At 67.9% G+C, this 18,106-nt stretch carries 19 protein-coding genes; 12 read left to right on the top strand and 7 right to left on the bottom strand.

Features of this window, described 5'->3' with window-relative positions; translation table 11 throughout:
* Positions 1-48 precede the first annotated feature (48 nt).
* The 6 genes from atpG to glmU all read left to right on the top strand — a co-directional run bounded on the left by atpG (position 49) and on the right by glmU (position 6,330).
* Positions 49-978, top strand: coding sequence for a F0F1 ATP synthase subunit gamma (gene atpG, locus ALSL_RS11800; RefSeq protein ID WP_126539418.1), 930 nt, complete (start codon positions 49-51; stop codon positions 976-978).
* Between the two features lie 172 nt (positions 979-1,150).
* The gene (gene atpD, locus ALSL_RS11795; RefSeq protein WP_126539416.1) at positions 1,151-2,584 is read left to right on the top strand and encodes a F0F1 ATP synthase subunit beta; all 1,434 of its coding nucleotides are present in this window, start codon (positions 1,151-1,153) and stop codon (positions 2,582-2,584) included.
* Between the two features lie 120 nt (positions 2,585-2,704).
* Positions 2,705-3,133 (top strand): F0F1 ATP synthase subunit epsilon, encoded by a 429-nt coding sequence (locus ALSL_RS11790; RefSeq protein WP_126539414.1) that lies wholly within the window; start codon positions 2,705-2,707, stop codon positions 3,131-3,133.
* A gap of 109 nt (positions 3,134-3,242) precedes the next feature.
* Positions 3,243-3,755 (top strand): hypothetical protein, encoded by a 513-nt coding sequence (locus ALSL_RS11785; RefSeq protein WP_126539412.1) that lies wholly within the window; start codon positions 3,243-3,245, stop codon positions 3,753-3,755.
* 78 nt (positions 3,756-3,833) lie between these two features.
* Positions 3,834-4,907 (top strand): AsmA family protein, encoded by a 1,074-nt coding sequence (locus ALSL_RS11780; protein ID WP_126539410.1) that lies wholly within the window; start codon positions 3,834-3,836, stop codon positions 4,905-4,907.
* Positions 4,908-4,953: 46 nt separating this feature from the next.
* Positions 4,954-6,330, top strand: coding sequence for a bifunctional UDP-N-acetylglucosamine diphosphorylase/glucosamine-1-phosphate N-acetyltransferase GlmU (gene glmU / locus ALSL_RS11775; protein WP_126539408.1), 1,377 nt, complete (start codon positions 4,954-4,956; stop codon positions 6,328-6,330).
* Positions 6,331-6,351: 21 nt separating this feature from the next.
* Here the strand turns inward: glmU and ALSL_RS11770 are convergent, their stop codons facing one another.
* Positions 6,352-7,128 (bottom strand): glycosyltransferase family 2 protein, encoded by a 777-nt coding sequence (locus tag ALSL_RS11770; protein WP_425479018.1) that lies wholly within the window; start codon positions 7,126-7,128, stop codon positions 6,352-6,354.
* A gap of 211 nt (positions 7,129-7,339) precedes the next feature.
* Between ALSL_RS11770 and hemF the strand changes: the two genes are divergently transcribed.
* The 3 genes from hemF (at position 7,340) to gpmA (ending at position 9,694) form a co-directional block, all read left to right on the top strand.
* Entirely contained in the window at positions 7,340-8,248 is a 909-nt protein-coding gene (gene hemF, locus ALSL_RS11765) for an oxygen-dependent coproporphyrinogen oxidase (RefSeq protein WP_126539404.1), read from the top strand.
* Positions 8,249-8,325: 77 nt separating this feature from the next.
* Positions 8,326-8,865: a cytochrome b gene (locus tag ALSL_RS11760; protein WP_126539402.1), complete on the top strand. Its 540-nt coding sequence runs from the start codon at positions 8,326-8,328 to the stop codon at positions 8,863-8,865.
* A gap of 82 nt (positions 8,866-8,947) precedes the next feature.
* A complete protein-coding gene (gpmA, locus tag ALSL_RS11755) occupies positions 8,948-9,694 on the top strand; it encodes a 2,3-diphosphoglycerate-dependent phosphoglycerate mutase (RefSeq protein ID WP_126539400.1) in 747 nt (248 codons plus the stop codon).
* A 10-nt stretch (positions 9,695-9,704) separates the two neighbouring features.
* On the opposite strand, the gene ALSL_RS11750 is transcribed toward gpmA, so the two are convergent.
* Positions 9,705-10,043: a P-II family nitrogen regulator gene (locus ALSL_RS11750; RefSeq protein WP_126539398.1), complete on the bottom strand. Its 339-nt coding sequence runs from the start codon at positions 10,041-10,043 to the stop codon at positions 9,705-9,707.
* Between the two features lie 182 nt (positions 10,044-10,225).
* Here ALSL_RS11750 and ALSL_RS11745 point away from each other — a divergent pair, with 182 nt between their 5' ends.
* Together ALSL_RS11745 and ALSL_RS11740 are read left to right on the top strand one after the other, a co-directional pair.
* Positions 10,226-10,483 carry an accessory factor UbiK family protein gene (locus tag ALSL_RS11745; RefSeq protein WP_126539396.1) on the top strand — a complete coding sequence of 86 codons (258 nt, stop codon included), beginning with the start codon at positions 10,226-10,228 and terminating at the stop codon, positions 10,481-10,483.
* Between the two features lie 147 nt (positions 10,484-10,630).
* A complete protein-coding gene (locus ALSL_RS11740) occupies positions 10,631-12,121 on the top strand; it encodes a YifB family Mg chelatase-like AAA ATPase (protein WP_126539394.1) in 1,491 nt (496 codons plus the stop codon).
* A 166-nt stretch (positions 12,122-12,287) separates the two neighbouring features.
* On the opposite strand, the gene aceA is transcribed toward ALSL_RS11740, so the two are convergent.
* Both aceA and aceB read right to left on the bottom strand, forming a co-directional pair.
* A complete protein-coding gene (gene aceA, locus ALSL_RS11735) occupies positions 12,288-13,574 on the bottom strand; it encodes an isocitrate lyase (protein ID WP_126539392.1) in 1,287 nt (428 codons plus the stop codon).
* Between the two features lie 74 nt (positions 13,575-13,648).
* Entirely contained in the window at positions 13,649-15,241 is a 1,593-nt protein-coding gene (aceB, locus tag ALSL_RS11730) for a malate synthase A (RefSeq protein ID WP_126539390.1), read from the bottom strand.
* 119 nt (positions 15,242-15,360) lie between these two features.
* Between aceB and ALSL_RS11725 the strand changes: the two genes are divergently transcribed.
* A complete protein-coding gene (locus ALSL_RS11725; protein ID WP_126539388.1) occupies positions 15,361-16,389 on the top strand; it encodes a LysR family transcriptional regulator in 1,029 nt (342 codons plus the stop codon).
* Positions 16,390-16,449: 60 nt separating this feature from the next.
* On the opposite strand, the gene ALSL_RS11720 is transcribed toward ALSL_RS11725, so the two are convergent.
* From ALSL_RS11720 to arfB, 3 genes are read right to left on the bottom strand one after another with little or no spacing between them, the layout of a single operon-like run.
* Complete coding sequence (locus ALSL_RS11720; RefSeq protein WP_126539386.1) at positions 16,450-17,079, bottom strand: LysE family translocator; 630 nt, start codon at positions 17,077-17,079, stop codon at positions 16,450-16,452.
* 5 nt (positions 17,080-17,084) lie between these two features.
* Positions 17,085-17,678, bottom strand: coding sequence for a 1-acyl-sn-glycerol-3-phosphate acyltransferase (locus tag ALSL_RS11715; RefSeq protein WP_126539384.1), 594 nt, complete (start codon positions 17,676-17,678; stop codon positions 17,085-17,087).
* The gene (gene arfB, locus ALSL_RS11710) at positions 17,675-18,097 is read right to left on the bottom strand and encodes an alternative ribosome rescue aminoacyl-tRNA hydrolase ArfB (protein WP_126539382.1); all 423 of its coding nucleotides are present in this window, start codon (positions 18,095-18,097) and stop codon (positions 17,675-17,677) included. The genes ALSL_RS11715 and arfB overlap by 4 nt, the downstream gene beginning before the upstream one ends.
* Positions 18,098-18,106 lie beyond the last annotated feature (9 nt).

The following is an 18,106-nucleotide window of genomic DNA, read 5'->3' as shown; positions in this document are numbered from 1 at the left end:
TTCAGGTATTTCCATCCGGGTTCCCCAGCGAGCACAGCGAGTAAGCACATGGCAGGCGGACGCGAAATCAAGAGCAAGATCCGAAGCACGCAGAACATGCGCAAGGTGACGCGTGCGCTCGAGATGGTTTCCGCGTCCAAGATCCGCAAGGCGCAGGACATGATGCGTGCCGCGCGGCCCTATGCGCGCGCGATGCGCAAGGTGGTCGCGCACGTCGCCCAGGCGCAGACCGACTTCAGCCATCCGTTCCTGACCGAGCGCAAGGACGTGCGGCGCGTGGCCTATGTCGTCGTCACCACCGACCGCGGCCTGTGCGGCGGACTCAACTCCAACCTGTTCAGGCGTCTGCTGCCGGCCATCCGCGAATGGCAGGACAAGGGCGTGGCCGTGGACGTGTTGGCGATCGGCCAGAAGGGCGTGCAGTTCTTCCGCCGCATCCGTGGCGTGCAGTTGATAGGCAGCGTGACCCAGCTCGGTGAGCGCCCGCGGCTCGAGCAGCTGATCGGCGTCATCAAGGTGGTGCTGGATGCCTACGCCGCGGGGACCGTCGATCGGGTGTTCCTGGCCTACAACGACTTCATCAATACGATGACCCAGCGGCCGACCGTGCAGGCGCTGTTGCCGCTGCCGGTGGCCGCCGCGGAATTGACGGCCGACGCGGGGCAGGCGGCGTCCACGCCGAGCTATCCCGCGCAGGGGCTCAAGCTGGAAACCGCGTACGCCTGGGACTACATCTACGAGCCCGATCCGGCGACCGTGCTCGAGCACGTGCTCGGCCGCTATGTCGAATCCATCGTCTACCAGTCCGTGCTGGAAAACCTCGCCGGCGAGCACGCGGCGCGGATGGTGGCGATGAAGGCGGCCTCGGACAATGCCGGCAAGGTCATCGACGAGTTGACCCTGATCTACAACAAGGCACGGCAGGCGGCGATCACCCAGGAAATCTCCGAGATCGTCGCCGGCGCGGCGGCAGTGTGATTGATCGACCGCGAGCCTGCGTGGTGGCGGTCGCGGCGAGGCGGTCTTCGAGATCGCAAGAGAGATCCGAAAGGCAACCCGCCGAGGGTTGCCGGCTTAACTTAAATGAAGCGACGCTGCGGTGGCGCTTTTCGCAGAACCCTTAAAAAAGAATCCATTCGGAGCACATCCCATGAGCCAGGGCAAAGTGGTACAGATCATCGGCGCAGTCATCGACGTCGAATTCGCGCGCGATGAGGTGCCGCAGGTCTATGACGCGCTGAAGATCGATGGCACCGACATCACCCTCGAGGTCCAGCAGGTGCTGGGCGACGGCATCGTGCGCACGATCGCGCTGGGTTCGACCGACGGCCTGCGCCGCGGCTTGGCCGTGCGCAACACCGGCGAGGGCATCAAGGTGCCGGTCGGCCGGGCCACCTTGGGCCGCATCATGGACGTGCTCGGCAATCCGATCGACGAGGTCGGACCGATCGAGGCCGAGGAGCGCTGGGTGATCCACCGCGAGGCGCCGTCCTACGCCGACCAGGCGATCGCCAACGAGCTCCTGGAGACCGGCATCAAGGTCATCGACCTCATCTGCCCGTTCGCCAAGGGCGGCAAGGTCGGCCTGTTCGGCGGCGCCGGCGTCGGCAAGACGGTCAACATGCTCGAACTCATCAACAACATCGCCACCCAGCACTCGGGTCTGTCGGTATTCGCCGGCGTCGGCGAGCGCACCCGCGAGGGCAACGACTTCTATCACGAGATGCAGGAGGCCGGCGTGGTCAGGCTGGACAACCTGCCCGAATCGAAGGTGGCGATGGTCTACGGCCAGATGAACGAGCCGCCGGGCAACCGCCTGCGCGTGGCGCTGACCGGCCTCACCATGGCCGAATACTTCCGCGACGAGAAGGACGAGCACGGCAAGGGCCGCGACGTGCTGTTCTTCGTCGACAACATCTACCGCTACACGCTGGCCGGCACCGAGGTGTCCGCGCTGCTCGGCCGCATGCCCTCCGCGGTGGGCTACCAGCCGACCCTGGCCGAGGAGATGGGCGTGCTGCAGGAGCGCATCACCTCGACCAAGACCGGCTCGATCACCTCGATCCAGGCGGTCTACGTGCCGGCCGACGACCTCACCGACCCGTCCCCGGCCACCACCTTCGCGCATCTGGATGCGACCGTGGTGCTCTCGCGCAACATCGCCGCGCTCGGCATCTATCCTGCCGTGGATCCGCTCGATTCCACCAGCCGCCAGCTCGATCCGCAGGTGGTGGGGCAGGAGCACTACGAAGTCGCGCGCAAGGTGCAGGGCACGCTGCAACGCTACAAGGAACTGCGCGACATCATCGCCATTCTCGGCATGGACGAACTCTCCGAGGAGGACAAGCTGGTGGTCTATCGCGCGCGCAAATGCGAGCGCTTCTTCAGCCAGCCGTTCCACGTGGCCGAGGTGTTCACCGGCGCGCCGGGCAAATACGTGCCGCTCAAGGAGACCATCCGCGGCTTCCGGATGATCGTCGAGGGCGAGCTCGACCACGTGCCCGAGCAGGCCTTCTACATGGTCGGCGGCATCGACGAAGTGCTCAAGAAAGCCGAGGACATGGGCGCGAAGAAGGCCGCGTAAGCGAGAGCCCGCATACCCGTCAATCAAGAGGGAAAGGGCCGAGTCGGCATGGCGCAGGCCGTCCTTTCCCGATCCGCCGGTCCGCAACGCCCCGATGTCCTCGAATTCGAGAATCCAACCATGAGTCATACCCTGCGCGTCGAAGTGGTCAGTGCCGAAGCCGAGATCTACTCGGGCGAGGCGACCCTGGTGGTGGCTACCGGCGAACTCGGCGAACTCGGCATCGCGCCGCGCCACGCGCCGCTGATCACCCGGCTCAAGCCCGGCAAGGTGGTGGTGACCCAGCCCGACGGCAGCAAGGTGGACATCGCGATCCTGGGCGGCGGCATTCTGGAGGTGCAGCCCGAGCAGGTGACCGTGCTGGCCGACACCGCCATGCGCTCGGAGGACATCGACGAGGAGGCCGCCCTGCGCGCCAAGCGCGAGGCCGAGGACGCCCTGGCCAACCGTGGCGGCGAGATCGAGATTGCCGAGGCCCAGGCCAAGCTGGCCGCGGCGATCACCCAGCTGCAGGCCCTCGAACGCCTGCGCCGCACGCTCAAGCACTAAAAACCTGCCGCATCGGCACCATGGCACGCCGGCCTCGCGCCGGCGTTTTGCCATGGCGATACGGCAGGGTTAGGCTGCATGGCTCACGCAGCAGACAGGGAGCCCGCGCGTGTGCCGATTCTCCGCTTTCGGCCTGTCGTTCACCTTGCTTGCCGCGCTGGCCGGTTGTGCCGGAACCCGCTACGGCGCGCCGTCGACATCGGCCTCGGCGTCCTATCGGCGGGTGCCGGATGCCGGCATCGCGCGCTATACCTTGGCGCTGGGGCAGGTGTCGAGCGGCGCCGCCTTGCTCGGGCAGGTCATGCCGGAGTACCCGCCAGCCCTGTTGGCCGCCTGTCCGCCGCTGGTCGAGGTGCGCGCGCAGTTGATCGTCGATGAAGAAGGCCGGGTCCGCGAGGTACGCGTGGCCGACGAGGCGCAGGCCGACCCGGTCCGCCGCCTCTACATCGCCGCGACGCGCAAGGCGGCCTTGCAGTGGACCTTCCAGCCGCTGCACATCGAGCGCTGGGCGGCCGATGCCCAGGGCAACAGCCATCGGGTGGACGACGAGGTCCGGCCGTTCAGTCTGGTCTATGTTTTCGCATTCCAGTGCGTGCAGGGTCGCGGCAGCGTGTCAGGCTGAGCGCTCGACCTGCCGCGTGACGCCGTCACCACGGCGCGGCTTTTAGTGTGCGCTTGCTGATCGAAGGGGAGAGTGTCCATGAAAACGCGCTGGCGACGTACCTGGATGGTGGCGGGCGGGATCCTCGTCGTGCTGCTGGTGGCGCGGCTCGCGCTGCCTTCCGTGCTGCAGACCTATCTCAACCGCAAGATGGACCGCATGGGTGACTACCACGGTCACGTCGAGGAGATCGACGTGCATCTGTGGCGGGGCGCCTACACCATCCACGATCTGCGCATCGAAAAGGTGACCGGCAAGGTGCCGGTGCCGTTCTTCTCCGTGGCGACCGCCGACATCGCGCTCAGCTGGCGCGCGCTGAGCCGCGGCCGCCTGCGTGGCGAGGTCGAGTTCGATCAGGCCAGCCTCAACTTCGTCGACGGCCGCGACGAGAGCGACACCCAGTACGGCCGTGGCGTGGACTGGCGCGACAAGCTGCAGCTGTTACTCCCCATGCGGATCGACGAGCTGCGCGTGCACCGCAGCCAGGTCACGTTCAAGAACTTCATCAGCCGCCCGCGAGTGGACGCGCGGCTCACCGACGTCGAAGGCACGGCGCAGAACCTGACCAATGCCGACCGCCGGGAGGGGCGACGGGTGGCGCATCTGAACGCCCAGGCCAAGGTGCTCGGCGACGCGCCGCTCAAGCTCACCGCCAGCTTCGATCCCCTGGAGCGCCAGCCGCAGGATTTCGATTTCAATCTCGAGATCCGCGACATCCGGCTACCCAAGCTCAACGACATCGCCCGCGCCTATGCCGGGCTCGATTTCGAGGGCGGGGAAGGGGATTTCGTCATGCAGCTGGAGGCCCATGACGGTGTGCTCGATGGTTACGCCAAGCCGCTGCTGCACGGGGTCAAGGTGTTCAGCTGGAAAGAAGTGAGCGAGGGCGAGAACCCGCTGCGCGCGGCCTGGGAGGCGGTGGCGCAGACCGTCACCGCGCTGTTCAAGAACCAGCAGAAGGACCAATTCGCCACGCGCATTCCCATCCATGGCCGCATCGATGACAAGCATCTGGGCGTGGGAGCGGCCATCTACGGCGTGCTGCGCAATGCTTTCATCCAAGCCTACAGCCCGCAGCTCGAAGATCTGAAACCCGCGCCCAAGCGCGACTGAGGCGCGCTGTTATCCTTCGTCGCTGCTTTTGCGTACGGGTTGCCCGATGGACGTCGTAAGGCCGTTGCATGTCGTCATCCTCGCCGCCGGCGAGGGCAAGCGGATGCGCTCGGCGCGCGCCAAGGTGCTGCTGCCGCTCGCCGGCCGGCCGCTGCTCGGCCATGTGCTCGAGGCGGCGCGCGCGCTTTCACCGGCCGCCATCCACGTGGTCTACGGCCACCGTGGCGAGCAGGTCCGCACGGCCTTCGCCGATGCCGGCGACGTGGACTGGGTGCTGCAGGCCGAGCGGCTCGGCACCGGCCACGCGGTGGGCCAGGCGCTGCGCCAGGTGCCCGACACGGCACGCGTGCTGGTGCTCTACGGCGACGTGCCGCTGATCCGGCCGCAGACCCTCGCCGCGCTCGTCGATGCCCAGGCTCCGCTGGCATTGCTCACGGCGCGCATGCGCGATGCACACGGCTACGGCCGGGTGCTGACCGATGCCGCGGGCCGCGTGCAGGCGGTGGTGGAGGAAAAGGACGCCGATGCGGCGCAGCGCGCCATCGACCTCGTCAACACGGGCATCTTCATCGCCCCGGCCGATCGCCTGCGCCGCTGGATCGCCCGGCTTGATCGCGCCAACGCCCAGGGCGAGTACTACGTGACCGACATCTTCGCCCAGGCCGCCGCCGAGGGCGATCCCGCCTCGAGCGTGCTATGCACCGATGCCGACGAGGTGGCCGGCGCCAACGACCCGCGGCAGCTCGCCGCGCTGGAGGCCCGTTATCGCGCGCGGCGCGTCGGCGAACTGCTCGACGCCGGCGTGCGCATGGCCGATCCCGCGCGGGTGGACGTGCGCGGCCACGTCCGCACCGGACGCGACGTGGAGCTGGACGTGGACGTCATCCTGGAGGGCAGGGTGACGCTCGGCGACGACGTGCGCATCGGGCCGTTCGTCCGCTTGAAGGACGTGACGCTCGCCGCCGGCACGGTGGTGCACGCGCATTGCGATCTGGATGGCGCGATCTGCGAGGGCGCCGCGGTCATCGGCCCGTTTGCGCGCCTGCGCCCGGGCACCGTGCTTGCCGAGGGCGTGCACGTGGGCAATTTCGTCGAGACCAAGCAGGCCCGGCTGGGGCCGCAGACCAAGGCCAACCATTTGAGCTATCTCGGCGATGCCGAACTCGGCGCGCGCGTCAACGTCGGTGCCGGCACCATCACCTGCAACTACGACGGCGCCGCCAAGCACCGCACGGTGATCGGCGACGACGCCTTCATCGGCTCCAACAGCGCCCTGGTGGCGCCCGTGACGATCGGCGCGGGGGCCACCATCGGTGCGGGCTCGACGATCACCCGCGAAGCGCCGGAGGGGGCGCTCACCTTGAGCCGTGCGCCGCAACGCAGCGTGCCCGGCTGGCGCCGGCCGCGCAAGGAAAAGCCTTGATGGCCGCCGCCGTGGCGGCTTTCAGCCGGTCACGGTGACCGGGCCGTCCAGCACCGGCTCGTCGAGGATCAACGGCGGCCGGCCATGGGCCAGCTGATAGCTGCGGATCACGTGGCCGTAGTGCAGCACGCGGCCGACGGTGTAGGCGGTGATCCGCAGGACGTCGCGGATCGGCCGGAAATGGCTGCGGCGCATATCCTGCTGATAGCGTGAGGCGATCGGCACCGACACCACGCCCATGCCTTTCTCGCGCGAGGCGGCGATCAGGATCGCCGCTTCGAAAACGAAGTTCTGCGCCGGCAGGTCGACCAGTTCCAGTGCCGCGCGCGGATACCAGCGTTGCCCGCTCTGGGTGTCGGCGACCGGCTGCGCGCAGGCCCAGGAAATGCCCCAGTCGGCGAAGGCGTTGGCCCGGCGGCGCCCCTTGGGCTGATGCTCCTTGTCCAGCAGCCGCGCGCCGATCACCATGTGGTCGGGATAGCGGCGCGCGGCGGCGAGGATGCGCGGAATGTCCGCGGCCAGATGCTGGCCGTCGCCATCCATGGTCAGCACGGCCTCGTAGCCCTGCTTGACCGCCTCGCGGAAGCCGTCGCGCAGCGCCTGACCCTTGCCCATGCGCTGCGGATGGCGGATCAGCGTCACCGGCAGCGCGCCGACGATCTCGGCCGTGCGATCCTCCGAGCCGTCGTCCACCACGATCACCGGCACGCCGAGCGCGAGCACCGAATTGACCACCTTGGCGATGGCAGCCTCTTCATTGAGGCAAGGGATGAGCACGCACCAGCGTGGCAGCTTCACATTCAAGAGAGGGCTCCGGGGGTGAGGGGGATGGATCTCCCGATTTTTCACGACGGTAACGCTTCGCGCCGTGCACGGAAAGACAAGACCACCGCGACGGGTCTCATCCTTATCGGGACAGCGTAGCGGCAGCATGCCGCCCTCGCCAGCGAGTCGGCACCGCAGCCGGGTTAAGCTTGGCCGCCCGGGACTTTCTGCCGCCTGTCGAATCATGAGCGCATCCGCCGACCGCGTCGAATCCTTCCTTTGCGACCTGCAGGACGCGTTGTGTCGCGCCCTGGAGCAGCTGGACGGCGGCGCTCGCTTCGTCGAGGACGCCTGGCGCCGCGACGGCGGCGGCGGGGGACGGACCCGGGTACTCAAGCGCGGCGCGCTGTTCGAGCAGGCCGGCGTGAATTTCTCCCGCGTGGAGGGCTCGCCGCTGCCGCCCAGCGCCACCGCCCATCGCCCCGAGCTTGCCGGTGGACGCTTCATCGCCACCGGGGTGTCGCTGGTGCTGCATCCGAAAAACCCCTACGTGCCGACCACCCATGCCAACGTGCGCTACTTCGAGGCGGGCAAGCCCGGCGTGGCGCCGGTGTGGTGGTTCGGCGGCGGGTTCGATCTCACGCCGTACTACCCCTTCGAAGAGGACGTCGTGCACTGGCATACGGTGGCGCGCGATCTGTGCGCGCCGTTCGGCGAAGAGGTCTATCCGCGCTACAAGCGCTGGTGCGATGAATATTTCTACTTGAAGCACCGCGGCGAGACGCGCGGCGTCGGCGGCCTGTTCTACGACGATCTGAACGAGGGCGGTTTCGAGCGCTGCTTCGCCTTCACCCGCGCGGTGGGGCAGGGTTTCCTCGATGCCTATCTGCCGATCGCCGAACGCCGCCGCGATATGCCTTGGGGCGAACGCGAGCGGCAGTTCCAGCTCTATCGGCGCGGCCGCTACGTGGAGTTCAACCTCGTCTACGACCGCGGCACGCTGTTCGGACTGCAGTCGGGCGGGCGTATCGAATCCATCCTGATGAGCTTGCCGCCACTGGTGCGTTTCGAGTACGACTACCGTCCCCAGCCGGGTTCGCCGGAGGCGCGGCTGGCTGAATACCTCAAACCGCGCGACTGGTTGCGGGACTGAATGTCGCAGCAAAAGCACGCCTTAAGCCGCGCATGACACGTTGAAGGCATGCTTCGGTGATTCCAGAAGGACTGGCCATGCAAGAGCGCGTACCTGCTTCCCCCCGCTACGACACCCTCAGCGTGATCTTCCACTGGCTGAGTTTTCTGCTCGTCGCCCTGGCCTATCTCGCCATCGAGGTGCGCGGGCCGCGCGGCAGCGCCAGCCGCACCTTGTGGATGAACGTGCACATCTGGGCCGGCAGTCTGCTGCTGGTGACCTCGATCCTGCGCATCCTCTGGCGCCTTTATCGCGGTGCGCCGCCGCCGGTGCCGAGCGGTCCCTTGCTGGACTGGTTGAGCCGCATCGTGCACGTGGCGCTCTATGCCTTCGTGGTGGTGCAGCCCTTGCTCGGCATCCTCATCTTCAACCTGCACGACAAGCCGGTGGTGCTGGCCGGGCTGGACTGGTCGTTCCGCCTGGTCGGGCCGTCGCCGGGCCTCGCCGAAACCTGCGAGGAAATCCACGAGGTGCTCGGCAACGTGTTCTACGGCGTGATCGGCCTGCATGCCGCCGCCGCGCTGTGGCACCACTACATCCGTCGCGACGGCCTGCTGTATCGCATGAGCCTGCGCTGAGCGGTCTTCGCGCGGAGCGATTGACGGGGCGCGGTCATCCGCTCCACCATGCGGCGGTTTCCATACGCATCCAGTCGCCGCCATGTTCAAGCTCGTCATGATCCGCCACGGCCAGTCGCAGTGGAATCTCGAAAACCGCTTCAGCGGCTGGGCCGACGTCGATCTGTCCGAACAGGGCATGGCCGAGGCGCTGGAGGCCGGCCGCCTGCTCAAGCAGGAAGGCTACGCCTTCGACGTGGCACATACCTCGGTGCTCAAGCGCGCCGTGCGCACGCTGTGGGGCGTGCTCGATGCGCTCGACCAGATGTGGCTGCCGGTCTACACCGACTGGCGGCTCAACGAGCGGCACTACGGCGCGCTGACCGGCCTCAACAAGGCCGAGACGGCGGCAAAGTACGGCGAGGCGCAGGTCAAGATCTGGCGGCGCAGCTACGACGTGCCGCCGCCGCCGATGAAGCGCGCCGACAACCCCGCACTCAAGGACCCGCGCTACGCCAAGCTCGATCCGTCGCTGATTCCCGACACCGAGTGCCTGAAGGACACCGTCGCCCGCGTGCTGCCCTATTGGCACGACGTGCTCGCCCCGGCCATCCGCGCCGGCGAGCGCGTGCTGGTCTCCGCGCACGGCAATTCCATGCGTGCGCTCATCAAGTATCTGGACGACATCTCCGACGAGGCGATCGTCGAGCTCAACGTGCCCAACGGTGTGCCGCTGGTGTACGAGTTCGACGCAGCGCTCAAGCCGCTGCGTCACTATTACCTGGGTGACCCGGCCGAGATCGCCGCCAAGATGGCCGCGGTGGCCAACCAGGGCAAAGCCAAGTCTTGAAACCCGCGCGTCAAAGCGCGTCGGCGTCCAGTTCGCCGGTGCGGATGCGCACCACCTGCACGAGGTCGCTGACGAAGATCTTGCCGTCGCCGATCTTGCCGGTACGCGCGGCATGGGCGATCGCCTCCACCACGCGCTCCACCTGGGCGTCGGTGACGGCCACCTCGAGCTTGAGTTTGGGCAGGAAGTCGACCACGTACTCGGCCCCGCGGTAGAGCTCGGTATGCCCCTTCTGGCGGCCGAAACCCTTCACTTCGGTTACCGTGATGCCCTGCACGCCGGCGTCGGCGAGCGCCTCGCGCACGTCGTCGAGTTTGAACGGCTTGATCACCGCCACGACCATTTTCATGGAATGCCTCATCTGAGCAGCGCCATGCGACGCTACGGCATTGTGCCCTTGGCCCGTCGCGCTTGGCCACATGCGCCGCTGCAGCTATAAGAAAACGCCTACACATTCTGCTGGAGCATGCCGATGGTGCGCCTTGGGTCCCCTTGCCTAGACTTGTTCCCGACGAGCGCGAGGTGCCTTCCATGATGGACAGGCGGGACATCGACCAAATTGCCCTGCGACTCGCTTCGTTGGTTCCGCCAGGATTGGCTCAGGCGCAAGAGGATCTCCGCGCCAACTTTCGCGATGTCCTGATGCAGGGATTGCGTCGCCTCGAGCTGGTCACCCGTGAGGAGTTCGACGTGCAAAGCCAGGTATTGGCCCGTACCCGCGCCAGACTCGAGGAGCTGGAAGGGCAAGTGGCCAGGCTCGAAGCCGAGCTGACCCGCGGGAGGCCTTGAAAGCTAGCTCCCGGGAGCCGCCCCCGATCCGTCACCCTCACCCCGAGAACGATCGGGGGCGGTTGTTTTTCGCAGCAGGTTTGGTGCTGGAGACGCGATGTCAGCCATGGATGACGTCCTCCCGGACGGATCGCTGGGCTGGATCGGATGAGCCTGGCGATCATCCTGAGCCGCGCGCAGGAGGGTGTGGCGGCGCCGCAGGTGATGGTGGAAGTCCACCTTTCCGGCGGTTTGCCCGGCACGCACATCGTGGGCTTGCCCGAAGCGGCCGTGCGCGAGGCGCGCGACCGTGTGCGGGTGGCGATCCAGAGCACGGCTTTCGAATATCCCAGCCGCAAGGTCACCGTGAATCTGGCGCCGGCGGAGCTGCCCAAGGACGGCGGACGCTTCGATCTCGCCATCGCGCTCGGTATTCTCGCCGCCGGCGGACAAGTGCCTCGCGAGAGGCTAGACGCCTGCGAATTCCTGGGCGAGCTGGCCCTTTCGGGTGAGTTGCGCGGCGTGCCGGGCGTGCTGCCTGCGCTGCTGCGCGCGCGTGCCCGGGGGCGCTCGATCGTGGTGCCGCGGGCCAATGCCAGCGAGGCGGCGCTGGTCGCCGGCGCCAATGTCCGTGTGGCCGGCCATCTTTCCGAAGTCTGCAGCTGGCTGCGCGGCGGCGACGACCTGCCCGCGCCCACGCCCGCCATCGGCGTCGATGACGCGCCGCCGTTGCCCGATCTCGCCGACGTGCGCGGCCAAACCAAGGCGCGACGTGCCCTGGAGATCGCCGCCGTGGGCGGGCATCATCTGTTGCTCGTCGGCCCGCCCGGCACCGGCAAGACTATGCTGGCCGAGCGCCTGCCGGGCATCCTGCCGCCCTTGGGCGAAAGCGAAGCCTTGGAAAGTTGCGCGGTGCGCTCGGTGGCCGGCCAGCGCGTCGACCCCGGGCTCTGGCGCCGCCGACCCTTTCGCGCGCCCCACCACACCGCCTCGGCGGTAGCCCTGGTCGGTGGCGGCTCACAACCCAGGCCGGGGGAGATTTCCCTCGCCCATCACGGCGTGCTGTTTCTCGACGAGCTGCCCGAGTTCAGCCGGCACGTGCTCGAGGTGCTGCGCGAGCCGCTCGAATCCGGCCGTATCGTGATTTCACGCGCGGCCCGCCAGGCGACCTTCCCCGCGCAGTTCCAGCTGGTCGCGGCGATGAATCCGTGTCCCTGCGGCTATGCGGGAGACGGGCAGCGCACCTGCCGCTGCACGCCCGACCAGATCCAGCGTTACCGGGCACGTATTTCCGGGCCGCTGCTCGACCGCATCGACCTGGTGGTGGATGTCCCGCGCGTGCCGCTCGGCGAGCTTGCGGCCGCGCCGAGCGAGGACTCGGCCACGGTCCGTGCCCGGGTGCTGAAGGCCCGCCAGCATGGGCTGATACGGGCCGGGCGCGCCAATGCCGAGATCAATCCGCGTGAGCTGGAACGCGACTGCGCCCTGGGCGCCGCGGAACGGCGTTGGCTCGAGGCCGCGCTCGAGCGGCTCGGCCTGTCGGCCCGGGCCTACCATCGCGTGCTCAGGGTGGCCCGTTCGATCGCCGACTTGGACGGCGGCGCGCCGCTGCTGGACCGGACGCACTTGGCCGAGGCCCTGCAATACCGGCGTTTCTGAAGGTTTTCGGGGTTGACTTTCGGGCCGTGGCCGCTAATATATGCACCGGCCGGTTTTTTAATGAAACCGTCGCCCCGCCGCCCCGGTATCAGTCCCCTCCCCCTCCCGCTGATACCGGGGCTGGCCTTTTCTTCTCCCCCGTTTTCTCCCTTCTGGCGGCCGGTGTTCAAGCCACGGCGAACTGGGCCGTTTCGGTCGAGCCTTCGAGAGCGGTGGTCGAGGACTGTCCCTGCTGGATCGCCTGGGTCACCTGGTCGAAGTAGCCGGTGCCGACTTCGCGCTGGTGCTTGACGGCGGTGAAGCCGCGCGCGGCGGCGGCGAACTCCTTTTCCTGCAGTTCCACGAAGGCGCTCATCTGCGAGCGCGCATAGCCGTAGGCGAGCTCGAACATGCCGTAATTGAGGCTGTGGAAGCCGGCCAGGGTGATGAACTGGAACTTGTAGCCCATCGCGCCGAGCTCGCGCTGGAACTTGGCGATGGTGGCGTCGTCGAGGTTCTTCTTCCAGTTGAAGCTCGGTGAGCAGTTGTAGGCCAGCAGCTTGCCGGGAAACTTGGCGTGGATCGCCTCGGCGAAGCGACGCGCTTCCTCCAGGTTGGGCTTGCTGGTCTCGCACCAGATGAGATCGGCATAGGGCGCGTAGGCGAGCCCGCGGCTGATCGCCTGGTCGAGGCCCGCGCGCACGCGGAAGAAGCCTTCCACGGTCCGCTCGCCGGTCAGGAACGGCTGGTCGTTGTCGTCGATGTCGGCGGTGAGCAAATCCGCCGCGTCGGCATCGGTGCGTGCGACGATCAGCGTGGGCACGCCGCAGACGTCGGCGGCCAGGCGCGCGGCGGTGAGCTTGTCGATCGCCTCACGGGTGGGCACCAGCACCTTGCCGCCCATGTGGCCGCACTTCTTCACGCTGGCCAGTTGATCTTCGAAATGCACACCGGCGGCACCGGCCTCGATCATCGCCTTCATCAGCTCGAAGGCATTGAGCACGCCGCCAAAGCCGGCCTCGGCGTCGGCCACGATCGGCACCAGCCAGTCGATCTCGTCCTTGCCCTCGGCATGGTGCAGCTGGTCGGCACGCAGCAGGGTGTTGTTGATGCGCTTGACCACGGCTGGCACCGAATTGGCCGGGTAGAGCGACTGGTCCGGGTACATCTCGCCGGCCAGGTTGGCGTCGGCGGCGACCTGCCAGCCGCTGAGATAGATGGCTTTCAGTCCGGCCTTGACCTGCTGCATGGCCTGGTTGCCGGTGAGCGCGCCGAGCGCGTTGACGAAGGGTTCCTGATGCAGCGAGCGCCACAGTTTCTCGGCCCCCAGGCGCGCCAGGCTGTGCTCGACCGGCACGGTGCCGCGCAGGCGCACCACGTCCTCGGCCGTGTAGTTGCGGCGGATGCCGGCCCAGCGGGGGTTGTTCTTCCAGTCCAGCGCGATCTGTTCGGCGGTGGGCAGCGTGTTTTTCATGGCGTGGCTCCAATCATGTGTCGTGCCCCTTCCTTATCGGAGGGGTGGTGAGGGCGCGGGCGAAGCGCCGCGCGTCAATCGATGCGGTCGTAGGCGGGCAGGGTGAGGAAGTCGCCGAGCTGGTCGGCGTGGGTGAGCGCGGAGAGCAGGGCGGCGGCCTCGTCGGCGCGGGTGGCGCCGGGCAGATCGCTTTCGCCCAGGCGGTGGGCATGGGCGGCCAGCGCGCGGTCGAACAGGGCGAAATCGATCGGCGCATGGTCCGCAAAGTGCAGGTCACCGTGATGCAGCCACTGCCACAGCTGCGCGCGGGCGATCTCGGCGGTGGCGGCGTCTTCCATCAGGTGATGGATCGGCACGCAGCCCAGGCCATCCAGCCAGGCGGCGGTATAGCGCAGTGCCACCTCCACGTTGTTGTCGAAGCCGGCGCGGGTGATGGTGCCGGCGCAAGGGGTCAGCAGTTCCTCGCGGGTGACGCGCACATCCTCGCGCAGCACGTCGCGCTGGTTCGGCTCGGGCATGTATTCGTCGAAGACCGCCTTGGCCACCGGTACCAGCGCCGGATGCGCGACCCAGGTGCCGTCGTGGCCGGCCTTGACCTCGCGCAGCTTGTCCGCGCGCACTTTTTCCAGTGCGGCGGCGTTGGCCGCCTCGTCACCCTTGATCGGGATCTGCGCGGCCATGCCGCCCATCGCAAAGGCGCCGCGATGATGGCAGGTACGGATCAACAGCTCCGAATAGGCCTTCAGGAACGGCACCGTCATCTGCACCTGGCCGCGTTCGGGCAGCACGCGGTCACGATGGGCGCGCAGGGTCTTGAGATACGAGAAGATGTAATCCCAGCGGCCGCAGTTGAGGCCGACCACGCGCCGGCGCAGGGCGTAGAGGATCTCATCCATCTGGAACGCCGCCGGCAGCGTCTCGATCAGCACGGTGGCCTTCATGCTGCCTAGCGGCAGTCCCAGCGCGCGCTCGGCATGCTCCATCACCGCGTCCCACAGCGCGGCTTCCTCCATCGCCTCCAGCTTGGGCAGGTAGAAATAGGGGCCGAGATCGCGCGCATGCAGGTCGCGGGCATTGTGGAAGGCATACAGCCCGAAATCGAACAGGGCCCCGGCGACTGGTTCGCCGTCGACCTCGACATGTTTCTCCGGCAGATGCCAGCCACGTGGACGCACCACCAGTACCGCCGGATCGGCGCCGACGCGATAGTGCCGGCCCTCCGGCGAGGTGTATTCGAGGGTGCCGGTCACCGCATCGCGCAGATTGCGCTGGCCGTCGAGCAGGTTGGCCAGGGTCGGCGTGGTCGAATCCTCGAAATCGGCCATGAACACGCGCGCGCCGGAGTTCAGCGCGTTGATGATCATCTTGCGCTCGACGGGGCCGGTGATCTCCACCCGGCGATCGCGCAAGGCGGCCGGGATCGGCGCCACCGACCAGTCCGACTCGCGGATGTCGGCGGTGTCGGCGCGGAAATCGGGCAGCGCACCGGCGTCGTAGCTGGCCTGGCGTTGGCGACGGGCTTCGAGCAGCCGCCGGCGTTCGGGCTCGAAGCGGCGGTGGAGTTCGGCGACGAAAGCCAGCGCCTCCGGCGTAGCCAGGCTTGCCGCGCGTGAGCTCGGCGCGCCGGTGAGGGTGGGAAGGGACCAATGTTCCTGCGGTACGGCCATGACCATCTCCGATGAGGGTGGGTCGGAAGGCCACGCTATGCCCCAAAGAAGACATTTGACAAAGCGAATGTTTCAATCTGACATATTGAAAATGCAAATACTTTTCTTATTAGATTGAAATGACTGCCAAAAAAGTGGGTCGTGCGCCACGCAAGCGCCGTCTGCCGAGGCCTGCCGGCCGCCCGGCAGACACCGGCGAATCGCTGCGCTTCTACTACAAGGGCAACCGCTTCAAGCAGCTGCGGGCCTTCGTGCACATCGTCAAGCTCGGCAGCCTGAGCCGCGCCGCCGAAGCGCTGTTCCTGTCCCAGCCGACGATCAGCCTGCAGCTCAAGGCGCTGGAGCGGGAGCTCGGCGCGACCCTGCTGGAGCGCCGCCGCCGCCGCGTGAACCTGACCGACGCCGGCGAGGCGCTGTACGAACTGGCCCGGCCGCTCATCGAGGGCTGGGAGACCCTGGAGCAGGATTTCCAGACCCGCATCAAGGGCCTCGCCGCCGGCAAGCTGGTGATCGCCGCCGGCACCTCCACCATCCAGTACCTGCTGCCGGAACTGGTGCGCCGCTATCGCGAGCGCTATCCGGCGGTGCATCTGCAGCTGGCCAATGTCACCGGCAAGGACGGCCTGGCCATGCTGCGCGCCGACGAGGCCGACTTCGCCGTGGGCTCGATGCTGGACGTGCCCAACGACATCGCCTGGGCGCCGGTCTACCGTTTCGATCCGATGCTGATCATGCCGCCGGATCACCCGCTGGCGCGCAAGGAGCAGATCGCCCTCGAGGATCTGTCACCCTACGGCCTGATCCTGCCGCCGCAGCGCCTGTCCACCTACCGGCTGGTCGATCTGGTGTTCCAGCGCGCGCAGGTGTCCTACCAGGTGGCGATCGAAGTCGGCGGCTGGGACGTGATCAAGGAATACGTGGCCATGGGCCTTGGCATCTCCATCGTCACCGGCATCTGCATCACCGAGGTCGACCGCGCGCGGTTGGCGGTACGCAACCTGCGCCAGTACTTCCCGCAGCGCAGCTACGGCGTGGTGATGCGCAAGGGCAAATTCCTGCGGCCCGAGGCGCAGGCGTTCATCGACCTGATCCGCCCGGGGCTGCTGGTCCATCGCGATTACGACGAGCCGGGCCATTCGGAGCGCTGAAAAACCCGCGCCTTCAGCCACCGCCTGTTCCAGCGCGCTCGCGCGCCGGCGTCGGAGCAATCAGCCGCGCCGCTGCAGCGCCAGGCGCAGCCCGAAGCCGAGCAGGACCCCGCCGCACAGCCGGTCGGCCCAGAGGCCAATGCGCGGTCGGCGCCGCAGCAGCTGGTTGATGCGCGCGCCGAGCAGGGCCAGCACCAGCGACCAGACGAAGCCGATGGCGATGAAGCTCAGTCCCAGCAGCAGCAGACCGAGCTGCGGGTGGGCGGCATGCGGGGCGATGAACTGCGGCAGGAAGGCCAGGTAGAACAACGCCACTTTCGGGTTCAGCGCGTTGGTCAGCAGGCCCTGGCGGAAGGCGGCGGCAAAGCCGCGGCCGCGGGTGGTGGCGCCCGTGTGCGCGGTCTGCCGGGTGAGCAGCATGCGCAGTCCCACCCACACCAGATAGGCGGCACCCAGATACTTGAGCACCGCGAAGGCCAGCGCCGAGGTCATCAGGATGGCCGACAGTCCGAGCACCGCGGCCAGCGTGTGCACCACGCAGCCGCACAGGATGCCGAGTACGGCGCCCAGTCCGGCGAGCCGCCCCTCGCGGCCGCTGCGGGCGAGGATGTAGAACGTGTCCAGGCCCGGGGTGAGGGCGAGGGCGACGCAGGCGGCGAGGAAGGCGCCGTAGTGCTGGATGCTGTCCATGAGTCTCAAGTGCTGTCGCGGTGTTTGCCGTGGTAGCCGCGAAACAACGCGCGGATGCGCGCCATGTCGGCGTCCGGGTCGTCGGTGGCCTGTTGCAACGGGCCTAAGGTGAAGGTCTTGCTGGGATAGTCGATGAACACCGGCAGGATCGGCACGTTGGCGGCGCGGGCGATGCGCAGGAAGCCGCTCTTCCACTGCGTGACCGCCCGGCGCGTGCCTTCCGGCGTGATGCCGAGCCACAGCCGGGGCCTGCGGCGGAAATGCTCGACCATCTGCTCGACCACGCCGATCGCGGCGCCGCGATCGATGCCGATCATGCCGAGCGGTTTCAGGATGAGGCCGAGCGGGCCGTCCAGCACCTCGCGCTTGATCATGATCTTGATGTCGAGCCTGAGCGCCACCTTGAACATGAGGCCCCACACGCCGTCCCAGTAGGACGAATGCGGCGCGCCGATCAGGATGAGTTTCGGGCAGTCGGGCAGCGTGCCGACCAGCCGCCAGCCGGAAAGCCGCAGCAGGACGCGTGCGAGCCAGGGCCAGAAGCGGCCGCCGGTGCGCGGTGCCTGCGGCGGTACCGCCGGCAGCTCCAGGCCGCTCATGCGTCGCGCTCCGGTCGGGTGCGCAAGCGCTTGATCCGGCTGCGCTGCTGCTTGCCGGCCAGCCGTCGTTCCCGTGCGGCGCGCGTCGGGCGCGTCGCCACGCGCCGTTTCGGCTCGACGAGCGCCGCGCGCACGATCGTGGCCAACCGCTCGCGGGCATCCTCGCGGTTGCGCGCCTGGTCGCGGAAGCGGCGGGCCTGGATCACCAGCACGCCGTCGGCGTTGAGCCGGCGGTCGCGCCGCGCCAGCAGACGCTCGCGCACGGCGTCCGGCAACGTGGGCGAGCGGGCGACGTCGAAGCGCAGTTCCACCGCGCTCTCAGTGCGGTTCACATGTTGACCGCCCGGCCCGTCGGCACGCAGGAAGCGTTCGTCGAGCTCGGTTTCGGGCAGGGCGAGATGGGCGTCGATGACCAGCATGGCGGCCAA

This window comes from Aerosticca soli (genome assembly GCF_003967035.1).
Taxonomy (GTDB): Bacteria; Pseudomonadota; Gammaproteobacteria; order Xanthomonadales; family Rhodanobacteraceae; genus Aerosticca; species Aerosticca soli.
This window is presented reverse-complemented; position numbering and strand designations above follow the sequence as displayed.

Excerpts from the sequence above, each read along its gene's own strand:
- atpG (WP_126539418.1), top strand. The coding sequence starts at position 49 with ATGGCAGGCGGACGCGAAATCAAGAGCAAGATCCGAAGCACGCAGAAC.
- atpD (WP_126539416.1), top strand. The coding sequence starts at position 1,151 with ATGAGCCAGGGCAAAGTGGTACAGATCATCGGCGCAGTCATCGACGTC.
- ALSL_RS11790 (WP_126539414.1), top strand. The coding sequence starts at position 2,705 with ATGAGTCATACCCTGCGCGTCGAAGTGGTCAGTGCCGAAGCCGAGATC.
- ALSL_RS11780 (WP_126539410.1), top strand. The coding sequence starts at position 3,834 with ATGAAAACGCGCTGGCGACGTACCTGGATGGTGGCGGGCGGGATCCTC.
- glmU (WP_126539408.1), top strand. The coding sequence starts at position 4,954 with ATGGACGTCGTAAGGCCGTTGCATGTCGTCATCCTCGCCGCCGGCGAG.
- hemF (WP_126539404.1), top strand. The coding sequence starts at position 7,340 with ATGAGCGCATCCGCCGACCGCGTCGAATCCTTCCTTTGCGACCTGCAG.
- ALSL_RS11760 (WP_126539402.1), top strand. The coding sequence starts at position 8,326 with ATGCAAGAGCGCGTACCTGCTTCCCCCCGCTACGACACCCTCAGCGTG.
- gpmA (WP_126539400.1), top strand. The coding sequence starts at position 8,948 with ATGTTCAAGCTCGTCATGATCCGCCACGGCCAGTCGCAGTGGAATCTC.
- ALSL_RS11750 (WP_126539398.1), bottom strand. The coding sequence starts at position 10,043 with ATGAAAATGGTCGTGGCGGTGATCAAGCCGTTCAAACTCGACGACGTG.
- ALSL_RS11745 (WP_126539396.1), top strand. The coding sequence starts at position 10,226 with ATGATGGACAGGCGGGACATCGACCAAATTGCCCTGCGACTCGCTTCG.
- ALSL_RS11740 (WP_126539394.1), top strand. The coding sequence starts at position 10,631 with ATGAGCCTGGCGATCATCCTGAGCCGCGCGCAGGAGGGTGTGGCGGCG.
- aceA (WP_126539392.1), bottom strand. The coding sequence starts at position 13,574 with ATGAAAAACACGCTGCCCACCGCCGAACAGATCGCGCTGGACTGGAAG.
- aceB (WP_126539390.1), bottom strand. The coding sequence starts at position 15,241 with ATGGCCGTACCGCAGGAACATTGGTCCCTTCCCACCCTCACCGGCGCG.
- ALSL_RS11725 (WP_126539388.1), top strand. The coding sequence starts at position 15,361 with ATGACTGCCAAAAAAGTGGGTCGTGCGCCACGCAAGCGCCGTCTGCCG.
- ALSL_RS11720 (WP_126539386.1), bottom strand. The coding sequence starts at position 17,079 with ATGGACAGCATCCAGCACTACGGCGCCTTCCTCGCCGCCTGCGTCGCC.
- ALSL_RS11715 (WP_126539384.1), bottom strand. The coding sequence starts at position 17,678 with ATGAGCGGCCTGGAGCTGCCGGCGGTACCGCCGCAGGCACCGCGCACC.
- arfB (WP_126539382.1), bottom strand. The coding sequence starts at position 18,097 with ATGCTGGTCATCGACGCCCATCTCGCCCTGCCCGAAACCGAGCTCGAC.